At 67.8% G+C, this 10,636-nt stretch carries 10 protein-coding genes; all 10 read left to right on the top strand.

The annotated features are described in order from the left end of the window. Positions 1-112: 112 nt before the first annotated feature. Positions 113-907 (top strand): SDR family NAD(P)-dependent oxidoreductase, encoded by a 795-nt coding sequence (locus G6027_RS12535; RefSeq protein ID WP_182637467.1) that lies wholly within the window; start codon positions 113-115, stop codon positions 905-907. 134 nt (positions 908-1,041) lie between these two features. Further along, positions 1,042-2,097, top strand: a complete 1,056-nt coding sequence (locus G6027_RS12530; RefSeq protein WP_182637466.1) for an extracellular solute-binding protein — start codon at positions 1,042-1,044, stop codon at positions 2,095-2,097. A 132-nt stretch (positions 2,098-2,229) separates the two neighbouring features. Further along, complete coding sequence (locus G6027_RS12525) at positions 2,230-3,282, top strand: extracellular solute-binding protein (RefSeq protein WP_182637465.1); 1,053 nt, start codon at positions 2,230-2,232, stop codon at positions 3,280-3,282. Positions 3,283-3,382: 100 nt separating this feature from the next. After that, the gene (locus G6027_RS12520) at positions 3,383-5,056 is read left to right on the top strand and encodes an iron ABC transporter permease (RefSeq protein WP_182637464.1); all 1,674 of its coding nucleotides are present in this window, start codon (positions 3,383-3,385) and stop codon (positions 5,054-5,056) included. 82 nt (positions 5,057-5,138) lie between these two features. Further along, on the top strand, positions 5,139-6,248 hold the full coding sequence (locus G6027_RS12515; protein WP_182637463.1) for an ABC transporter ATP-binding protein: 1,110 nt from the start codon (positions 5,139-5,141) through the stop codon (positions 6,246-6,248). Positions 6,249-6,373: 125 nt separating this feature from the next. Continuing rightward, a complete protein-coding gene (locus G6027_RS12510) occupies positions 6,374-7,162 on the top strand; it encodes an enoyl-CoA hydratase/isomerase family protein (RefSeq protein WP_182637462.1) in 789 nt (262 codons plus the stop codon). A 54-nt stretch (positions 7,163-7,216) separates the two neighbouring features. Further along, positions 7,217-7,630: an OB-fold domain-containing protein gene (locus G6027_RS12505; protein ID WP_182637461.1), complete on the top strand. Its 414-nt coding sequence runs from the start codon at positions 7,217-7,219 to the stop codon at positions 7,628-7,630. Continuing rightward, positions 7,630-8,787, top strand: coding sequence for a thiolase family protein (locus tag G6027_RS12500; protein WP_182637460.1), 1,158 nt, complete (start codon positions 7,630-7,632; stop codon positions 8,785-8,787). The genes G6027_RS12505 and G6027_RS12500 overlap by 1 nt, the downstream gene beginning before the upstream one ends. Beyond that, complete coding sequence (locus tag G6027_RS12495) at positions 8,784-10,043, top strand: acyl-CoA dehydrogenase family protein (RefSeq protein ID WP_182637459.1); 1,260 nt, start codon at positions 8,784-8,786, stop codon at positions 10,041-10,043. The genes G6027_RS12500 and G6027_RS12495 overlap by 4 nt, the downstream gene beginning before the upstream one ends. After that, positions 10,040-10,636, top strand: a 597-nt coding sequence (locus tag G6027_RS18895; protein ID WP_241727086.1) for a phosphotransferase, incomplete at its 3' end; no start/stop codon positions are given. The genes G6027_RS12495 and G6027_RS18895, both read left to right, overlap by 4 nt.

Below are 10,636 nucleotides of genomic sequence, written 5' to 3'. Positions count from 1 at the left end.
ACGAGGGGATCGACAGGCTGCGGCAGGGCAGGGTCACCGGCCGCCTGGTGGTGTCGATGTGACGGACCCGGCGGACACGAAAGTTCACCAAGGACGACGAGAGGATCGAACAATGACTGTGGCACAGCAGGGCCGGTTCGCGGGGAAGGTGGCCGTGGTCACGGGGGCCGCGTCGGGTATCGGAGCCGCCGTGGCGAGGCAGCTCGCCGCGGAAGGCGCGCGCCGGGTGCACGTGGTGGACCTGGCGCAGGAGGCGGCGCAGCGCGTCGCCGCGGAGATCGGCGGCGCCGCCCACGGGGTGGACGTGGCCGACCCGGACGCGGTTCGCAGCCTTTTCGCGGAGATCATGACCGGGGACGGGCGGGTGGACGTGGTCGTCCACGCGGCCGGTATCGACGACCCCGTGGCGAAAGAGCACATCTACGAGGCGGCAGAGACGGGCGAGCCGGTGGATGTGCTGTCCCGTCTCGAGGACTCGACGTGGCGGCGGATCCACGCCGTCAACCTGGACGGCACCTTCCACATCCTGCGCGAGTCGGTCCGGGCGATGCGCCCCGGCGGGGGAGGGGCGATCGTCACCGTGGGGTCGTCGGCGGCGTTCGACACCCTCGTGGGCTACCCGCACTACGCCTCGTCCAAGGCGGCCGTCCACGCGCTGAGCCAGTCCGTGGCCAAGGAGGTCATCCACTTCGGAATCCGGGTGAACACCGTGGCCCCCGGTCCGGTCGACACCGCCATGGCTGCCCGGACGCCCGAATCCGTGCGCACGCGGATGAACGAGGGCGCGGCGATCGGCTACGCCACCGCGGAGCAGCTCTCGGAGAGCATCACCTACCTGGCGTCCGATCAGGCGTCGAACGTCGTCGGCGCCGTGCTGTTGAGCAACGGGGGGCGCTTCACCGTATGAAACGGCCGGCTCCGGGGACGCGACTGCCGGGAACGCGTCATGGTCAAAACATGAACATCATGTGAGCTCTCTCATACAGTGTGCTGAAGCGAGTTCAATTCAGTGGGCTCGCGGTATTCGCGAGGAGTTAATTCATGACACGCACCAAGGTGACCACCGCGCTGGCCGGGCTCGTCTCCGCCGCGCTCGTGGTGGCGGGTTGCAGCTCGGGCGGAGGCGAAGCCCCGGAATTGGCGGGCTCGTGGGACGAGATCGTTGCGGCAGCCACGGACGAGGGGAGCGTGACGATCTACTCCAATCACGCCCCGGCCAACCTGGAGGCACTGAAGTCCGCCTTTGAGGCGGAGTACCCCGGGATCTCGCTGAACTACGTCCGCGGGACGGACTCCGACCTCATCCCCAGGGTCGAGGTCGAGAACCAGACGGGCAACGGCGTCGCCGATGTCCACATGACCACCGACGCCGGGTGGATCCACCGCAGCCTCGATTCGGGCGGTTACTCGGTGGAGGTGGTCGCGCCGGCGATCGACGACCCGGCCTACCGTGCGGAGGACGGGGTGCTCGACGACACCTTCTTCGTGACCAGCGCGACCTCGATCGGCCTGGCCTGGAACACGGCCAATGTCCCCGACGGGTTCGGATCCCCCGAGGAGCTGCTGGATCCCCGTTTCGACGGCAAGGTCGGCGTCGTCAACCCCGCTGGTTTCCCCGCCGTCGTGCACATCTACCGCAGGATGGACGTCGACTACGGGGAGGGCTTCGTCGGCAGGCTCGCAGAGGTCAACCCCCGGATCTACGGCAGTGCGCCCGCGATCACCCAGGCACTCGCGTCGGGCGAGATCTGGGCTGCGCCCGGGGCGTCCATGGACGTCCTGGCGGAGCGGGACAAGGGCGCGCCCGTTGACTTCGCGCTGCCCGCGAATCCCATCGGCATCCCGTTCTACTCGCACGTGCTCTCGGCCGCGCCCAATCCGAACGCAGGCCAGGTGCTCGCGGACTTCATGCTCACTCCGGCTGGGCAGGCGGCACTTTCGGAGAACTACATCGCCGCGCTCCCGGGGATCGAGGGGACGGGGGTCGACGGTTCGGAGGTCGTCGCGCAGGATATCGAGCTCGCCGACCCGGAGACCCTCGAGGCGACGGCGGTGGAGGAGTACGTCGCCGTCTGGGAGCGGAGGTTCCTCGGCTGACGGCGTGTTCACCACGGATTCGGCAATGTTAACGGGCGCTGGCTCTTGCATTCACGTGACGTGGGTCATACAGTTCACTGAAGTTAGTTCAATTCGGCTCTCGCGGGAGTAGCCGCCACAGGAAGGGAAGCGATGCGCTTTTACAGAATCAAGGCCACCGTCGCCAGTGGGGCAGCGCTCGCGCTGATCCTGTCAGGGTGCGGTTCGGACTCCGGATCGGGCTCCGAACTCGCGGGCTCGTGGGACGAGATCGTCACGGCCGCCCAGGACGAGGGGAGCGTGACGATCTACTCCACGCACTCCCCGGACAACCTCGAGGCGCTCAAGCAGGCGTTCGAGGCGGAGTACCCCGGCATCACCCTCACCTACGTGCGCGGCACCGACGCCGACATCCTGCCGAAGATCGAGGTGGAGAACTCGACCGGCTCCGGCGTCGCGGACGTCCACATGACCACGGACGCCGGGTGGATCAACCGCAGCTTCGAGACCGACTACTCGGCCGAGGTCGTGGCCCCCTCGCTGGAGAACCCCGACTACGACCCCGAGGAGAGCGTGCTCGAGGACAAGTTCTTCCTCACCAGCGCGACTGTGTTCGGCCTGGGCTGGAACACGGCGGAGGTCCCCGAGGGGTTGGCGACGCCGGACGACGCCCTCGCCCCCCGGTTCGACGGCAAGGTCGGCATCCAGAACCCGAACGGCATCCCGACCTATGTCGACATGTACCGCAAGATCGACGTGGACTACGGCGAGAACTTCCTGGATCGCCTGGCCGACACCAACCCGCGCGTCTACGCCAGCGCGGTCGCGATCACCCAGGCGCTGGCCTCCGGTGAGGTGTGGGTGGCACCGATGGCCGCGAGCAACGTCCTGACCGAGAAGGACAAGGGCGCTCCGGTCGACTTCGCTCTTCCCGAGAACCCCTGGGGCGTGCCCTGGTACTCGCACGTGCTCGCCTCGGCGCCGAATCCGAACGCGGCGCAGCTCCTCGCCGACTTCCTCATCACGCCCGCGGGCCAGGAGGCCATCTCAGCCGACTACCTCTCGGTCCTCCCAGACGTCCCGGGTACCGGGGTCCCGGGCTCCACCGTCACCGCGCAGGACGTGGAGCTCGGCGATCCCGACACCCTCGACCCCGAGACCGTCCAGGCGTATCAGGCCCAGTGGGAACAGCTGTTCCTGGGCTGAGTACCGGCCGGCCCGCGGTGAGGTTCCCCCTCGCCGCGGGCCGGTCGCCCGCCATCCGCTGATCCCGCAACGTACTACTCCGAGTTGAGGTCCGATCTACATGAAAAGTTCAGGTCCGCTGTCGCTGTGGCGACACCGAGTGATGTACGCGGCATTGATCCTCGTACTCGCGTACCTGGTGGTCTGGCCGCTTTTCAAGCTCCAGTCTCTGGCGTTCGAGAACGGTGCGGCCGGCTACCGATCGCAGTACGGCCGGGCCGACATCGTCACCACCTTGCAGACCACCGCGGCACTCGCGTTCTTCTCGCTGGTGATCGCCATGGTGTGCGGCACCGTCCTCGCCTTCGCGACCACCCGGTTGCCGCGACGCATGGGTTTCCTGCGTCTGGTCCCGATCCTGCCGATCGTCATCCCGTCGGTCGCGAACGTCGTGGGATTCGCGTTCCTGCTCTCCCCGGGCCCCGGTTACGTCAACATCCTGCTCCGGATGCTGCCCTGGTGGAGTGATCTGAACTCGGGGCCCGTGAACGTCTACAGCCCCACCTGGATCATCATCATCACCGGGTTCAGCCTCACCTCGTTCGTGTACCTCTTCGTCAGCGCCGGGATGCAGAACATCAGCGGCGAGCACCTCGAGGCCGCCCAGATCGCCGGGTCCACGACCATCGGGACGTTCTTCAAGGTCGTCCTTCCCCTCCTGCGACCGTCGCTGGTCTACGGAGCCGGTGTGGCACTGCTGCTGGGCCTCGGTCAGTTCACCGCACCCCTTCTGCTGGGCCAGAACGAGGGAGTCAAGGTGCTGGCCACCGAGATGTACCTCCGGGCCTCAGAGTCGCCCATCAACTTCGCCGCCGCCGCGGCGGCGGGTTCCCCGCTGGTCATCATGGGCATCATCGTGGTCTTCGGCCAGCGGGCGCTCCTGGGCAACCAGACCCGGTTCGTCACCCACGGGGGCAAGTCCTTCTCCCCGGTCGGAGGGTCCTCGCACTGGGCCACCGCGATCGTCTCCATCTATGGTCTGGTCGCCCTCGTCCTGCCGCTGGCGGGTGTGATCATCGTGTCGTTGACGCCGTTCTGGTCGGGGACACTGTCCTGGGACCTGTTCACTCTGAGCAACTACAGGGCTCTGGTCACCACCCCGGGCATCGTCGACTCGGTCGTCACGAGTGTCGTGACATCGATAGCCGCCGTGCTGATCTGCGTGCCCATCGGCTTCGGGGTCGCGAACCTCATGGTGCGGAGACAGGACCTGCGCATCCTGCGCACCGTCGCCGACCTCATCACGGCGTTGCCGATGGGCATCCCCGCCGTCATCTTCGGTGTCGGGTTCCTGCTCACCTACACCGAGCCGCCGCTCATCCTCTACGGGACCAAGGCCGTCATCATCCTGGTGTACGTGGTGCTCATGGTCCCCTTCGCCACCCGAATGCAACTGACCGCGCTCATCTCAATGGGTGACAAGTACGAAGAAGCGTCCGCGGTCTCGGGCGCCGGCCCGGTGGCGACGATGGCGAGGATCACCCTGCCGATGCTCCGGCCGACGATCCTCAGCTCTATCGCGCTGATGTTCATCCTTCTGACCCACGAGTTCGCGGCCTCGCTCATGGTCCGCTCCGCGACCACCCAGGTAATGGGCACCCTGCTCTACGACCACTGGAGCAACGGTTCCTACACCCTCGTCGCGGCCATGGCGATCCTCATGTCGGCGGTCACGGGTGCGGGCGTCGCGGTGGCGATGCTGATCGGCGGACGCAACGTGCTGGAGAAGCTGTGATGTCGTCCCGCGGGCGCGTGCCCGCCCTGTTCATAGGTGACCGAGCCGAGCGATCCCGCCGGCGTGAATGTGAGGAAGACCAATGACCGCGAAAATCGAGATCTCCGGTCTCACCAAGCAATACGGGAACAACGTCGTCGTCGACGAACTCGATCTGGAGATCGACGCCGGGGAGTTCCTGGTCCTGCTCGGGCCGAGTGGCTGCGGCAAGACCACCACGCTCCGCTGTCTCGCCGGCCTCGAGACTCCCGAGAAGGGGTCGATCACCTTCAACGGCACGCCGATGTTCAACTCCGGTGACCGGGTCAACGTCCCGCCCAACAAGCGGAGCATCGGGATGGTGTTCCAGTCCTACGCCCTGTGGCCCAACATGACGGTGCGGAAGAACATCGCGTACCCGCTCAAGGCTCGCAAGATGAAGGAGGCGCTCAACTCAGGACGCGTGGAGCAGGCTGCCGACATGGTCGACTGTGGCCACCTGCTCGACCGCTACCCCTCGCAGCTGAGTGGTGGCCAGCAGCAGCGGATCGCCGTCGCTCGCGGGATGGCGGCGCGGCCGGACCTGGTCCTGTTCGACGAACCGCTCAGCAACCTCGACGCGTTGCTCCGGGACCAGGTGCGCACGGAGATCCGCCGACTGCACGACGAGTTGGGGTTCGGCGCGGTGTTCGTCACCCACGACCACTCCGAGGCGTTCGCGCTCGGGGATCGCCTCGCGATCATGAAGCAGGGGAAGATCGAGCAGCTCGCGACTCCGCAGGACGTATTCGACCACCCCGTGAGCGAATACGTCGCAGACTTCATCGGAATGTCGAACCGGCTCGAGCTCCACCGCTCAGGGTTGGAATGGACCACCGCGGCCGGCACCGAACTGCCCCTGCGATGCGAGACGGGCGACGACCGAGCCGTATCCGCCCGCCTGTGGCCGGATGACATCAGTCTCCACCGGCCGAACGAGGACGTCTCGCACCGCGAGATCACGCTCGACGCCACGCTGCTGTCGGCCGAGTTCGGTGGCCGGTACTACGACGTGCAGGTGGGTGCGGGGCCGGAGGAGTACCGATTGCGCGCCTCCGCCGCGGTCCACGGGGACTGGCTCCGCCGGTCGAAGAGGGGCGAACCGGTCGTCATCAGCTTCCGCTCCGAGAGCCTCAAGATCTACCCGCTCACTCAGACCCCTTCACTGGTCTGAACTGCCACAACCGGTCCGTCACGGACCCGATCGAACCAAGTTCAGCCGAAGGGTTGACTAGACCATCACGACACGGTAAACATGAACTGAATCCAGTTCAGGAATTTCCACGAAAGGGAAAGATCATGGTTCAGACCGATCACGTTCTGTTGGAGAAGGACGGCGACGTCGCCCGAGTGTGGCTCAACCGCCCGCACGTCAAGAATGCCGTCACCGTGGAGCTGCTCCACCGCCTCGACGAGATCATCAAGGAGGTCGACGAGGACCCGGAGCTCAAGGTCCTGGTCCTGCGCGGCGTGGAGAACCAGTTCTGCTCGGGCTTCGACCTCAACGAGCTGCTGGGCGACTTCGTCGGCACCACCAACGCCATGGACGTCGGCGTCCTCTCGGCCCAGGTGTGCGACCGCCTCTACTCGATGAACACGCCGTCCGTGGCCGTCCTCGAGGGTTACGTCACCGCCGGTGGCTTCGAGCTCATGATCTCGTGCGACTTCGCGATCGCCTCGGACGACGCCAAGATCGGCGACTTCCACATCCGTCGCGCCCTCTTCGGTGGCGCCGGCCCCATCTACCGCCTCCCGCGGATGATCGGACTTCGCAAGACCAAGGAGCTCATGCTCACGGGAAAGCTGCTCTCGGGCCAGGAGGCCAAGGAATTCGATCTCATCAACGACTCGGCCCCCGCCGACCAGCTCGATGCGTGCGTCGAGCAGTTCATCGGGACGCTGACCGACAAGAGCCCGTTCATGATGAAGCTCACCAAGATGGCCATCAATCAGGGCCTCGACGCCGACGTCAAGTCGCTCATGATCATGGAGCACCTCGCCGTGGGCAACGCCCTGCAGTCGGCAGACGGCAAGGAAGGCGTGCAGGCGTTCCTCGAGAAGCGTGAGCCCAAGTGGGTCGGCCGCTGATCTGACGGTCTCATCACGGAGCGGGAAACGTCTACGGAACAAGGAGTGCGCACGATGACCGAGAACCAGACCCTCTCACCGCGATTGCGGGGGAGTCGGTGTGAGCACTGCGAGACCGTGGCGTTTCCCGCCTCCGTGAGCTGTCAGCGCTGCGGTGGGTCCGAGACCACCGGGATCGACCTGTCCACCACCGGCACGGTGTGGACCGCCACCATCCAGCGGTTCCCCCCGAAGTCGCCGCCGTACGTGCCGCCGGCCGAGGGTTTCAGCCCCTACGCCGTCGGTTATGTCGAACTCCCGGAGGGCGTCAAGGTCGAAGCCCTGCTGGACGGCACCTCACCTGTCGACCTGATCGGCCGGGAGGTCGTCCTGGTCGGGTCCGATCCGGTACCGAGCTTCGCGCTCGCCGGCGCGCTCACGACGAACGCCTCGACGACCACCGCCGTAACCACCGAGGAGGAGGTCTGATGTCGGACGTACACATCGTCGGCGCCGGGCTGTCGAAGTTCGGCCGCCAGGACGGGGTCACCGGTCGCCAGATGGCCGTCACTGCCATCCGGACCGCGCTGGCCGACGCGGACCTGCAGTGGTCCGACGTCCAGATCGCCTTCGGCGGCAGTGACGGTTCCGGGCTCGCGGACACGCTCGTGACCGACCTGGGCCTGACCGGGGTCCCCTTCACCAACGTCAAGAACGGGTGCGCGACCGGGGGCAGCGCCCTCGTCTCGGCCATCAACGCGATCCGCTCCGGCGCGGCCGAGGTGGCGCTCGCCGTCGGGTTCGACAAGCACCCCCGCGGTGCGTTCGACCCCAAGCCGGAGGAGTGGGGTCTGACCGAGGGGTACGGCACCCACGGACTGATGGTCACCACCCAGTTCTTCGCCATGAAGATCACGCGGTACATGGCCCGTCACGGCATCTCTGAGACCTCGCTGGCCCGGGTGGCGGAGAAGGCCTACCGCAACGGCAGTATTAATCCGAACGCCTGGCGGCGCGATCCCAAGTCACTCGAGGAGATCGCCGCCTCGCCCATGGTCAACGACCCGCTCACGCAGTTCATGTTCTGCAACCCGGGGGAGGGCGGTGCCGCGATCCTGCTCGCCTCCGAGTCGGTCGCGGCCCGGATGGGTGGCCGCGCGGTCGCCGTCCGCGCGGTCTCCACGGGCACCCGGCCGTTCGGGTCCTTCGAGGTCTTCGCCCCGTCCGTCCAGGGCGAGGGCGAGCCCAGCAGCGTGAGCACCGTGGTGGCACGTCGAGCGTTCGAGACGGCGGGCGTGTCCCCGGCCGACATCGACGTGGCCCAACTCCAGGACACCGAGTCGGGCGCGGAGATCATGCACCTGGCCGAGTGCGGCTTCTGCGAGGACGGGGAGCAGGAGGGGCTGCTCGAGCGCGGGGAGACCGAGATCGGCGGCCGCCTGCCCGTCAACACGGACGGCGGGTGTCTGGCCAACGGCGAACCGATCGGCGCCTCCGGCCTGCGTCAGGTCCACGAGATCGTCACCCAACTGCGCGGCGAGGCCGGTGACCGTCAGGTCCCCGGCGCACCCCGGCTCGGATTCACCCACGTGTACGGCGCACCCGGCATCAGCGCGTGCACCGTCCTGGAAGGAGGCCGGGGATGACCGGCACCACCACCGACCAGCTCGTCACAGATCAGAGCGGCGACGACCAGCACGGTACCGGGCATCCCGACGGGATCCGGGGATTCCTCGACTCGGCCCGCCGGTGGCTGGAGTCGATCGCCAGTCCCCGTCAGTCGCGACCCTGGGGCGAGGGCCCAGACGGCGTCGTGGTGTTCGAGAACTGGTCCGCCGAGGAGGAACGCGAGGAGACCGACCGACGCCGCAGCTACGAGCAGGCCAAGTTCGACGCCGGATACGGCGCCGTCACCTGGGGGGCCGAGTACGGTGGCCGGGACCTACCGATCGCCTACGACCTGGCCTTCCGTCGGCTGGAGGCGGACTACGACCTCCCCCAGCGCACAGAGATGTTCCCGGTGACCCAGCAGCTCATCGCCCCGACGATCGCGCAATGGGGGACAGAGGACCAGCGCGCGGAGTACGTCCGCGCGATGCTGCGGACCGACCTCATCGCCTGCCAGTTGTTCTCCGAGACCGAGGCCGGTTCCGACCTGGCCGCCGTGCGCACCCGCGCCGTGCAGAAGGACGGACGCTGGGTGCTCAGCGGTTCCAAGGTGTGGACCTCCGGAGCGAGGGTGGCCGACTACGGCGTCGCGGTGTGCCGCACCGACCCGGATGTGCCCAAGCACCAGGGCCTCACCATGTTCATCGTCCCCATGGACGCCCCCGGTGTCACCGTCCGCCCCATCAGGCAGATGACCGGCGGGACCTCGTTCAACGAGGTCCTGATCGACGACGTCGAGTTGGACGACCGCTTCCGGTTGGGCCCGGTCGGCCAGGGCTGGAAGGTCGCCCTCACCGTCCTGGCGGCCGAACGGCTGGACTCGGGGAACCTCGGGCTGGACAACGCCGACCAGGCGGTCGAGCTGGCCCGCAACGCCGGTCGCGAACTCGACGCACTGGAGCGGGACGCGGTCGCCGACCTCGTCACCCGCAGCTTCGTCCAGCGACTGGTGGGCATGCGGGTCGCGGCGGCAGTGGGTGCCGGTCGCGAGCCCGGCCCCGAGGCGTCGGTGGGCAAGCTGCTCGCCACCGACACGATGGCCCGCACCTCCGAGGCCGTACGGCTGCTCCTCGGCCCGGAACTGAGCCTCCGCAGCGAGAAGTGGGGCACCTGGGCGTGGACCGAACACGTCCTCGGCGCCCCCGGCTACCGCATCGCGGGTGGCACCGACGAGATCCAACACAACATCCTCGCCGAGCGTGTGCTCGGTCTTCCCCGGGAGCCACGGCCATGACGACCTCCGAGACCGCCAACGACGCGAGCACGAACGACGCGGGCACGAACGACGCGAGCACGAACGACGCGAGCACCGACGAGTCGCGGCTGCGCGACCGGGTGATCACCGGGCTCGTGGATCAGGGGGTCGAGGGGCCGTTCGGGCCGCTCGATCCCATGCTGGGAGGACATTCCGGGCTGACGTACCGTATCGCGGGCGCCACCGAGGAGTTCGTGATCAAGTCGGTGCCTCCGGGACAGAAGGCCGTCGGACGGCACGACATGCTCCGGCAGGCTCGCATCATGTCCGCGCTCGCCGACACCGCCGTTCCGGTTCCCGGCATCCGGGCCACCGACGACCAGTCGCCAGCCTGGTTCGCGATGGACCTGGTGCGCGGGGAGTCACTCGAGCCGGTCCTGGACGACCCGGCGGTCGAGCCGGGACTCGCGGCCGCCCGGATGCGGCGCGCCGCGGAGATCCTTCCCGCGCTGCACGCGGTGCCGCTGGACTCACTGCCCGTCGACGGAGAGGTGCTCGCCCCGGCGGACGAACTCGCGCGCTGGGTCCGCACGATGGGAGCGGTCCCGCCCGAGCTGGTCCCCGACGCCGAC

It is taken from the genome of Dietzia sp. SLG310A2-38A2 (assembly GCF_014145095.1).
Taxonomy (GTDB): Bacteria; Actinomycetota; Actinomycetes; order Mycobacteriales; family Mycobacteriaceae; genus Dietzia.
This window is presented reverse-complemented; position numbering and strand designations above follow the sequence as displayed.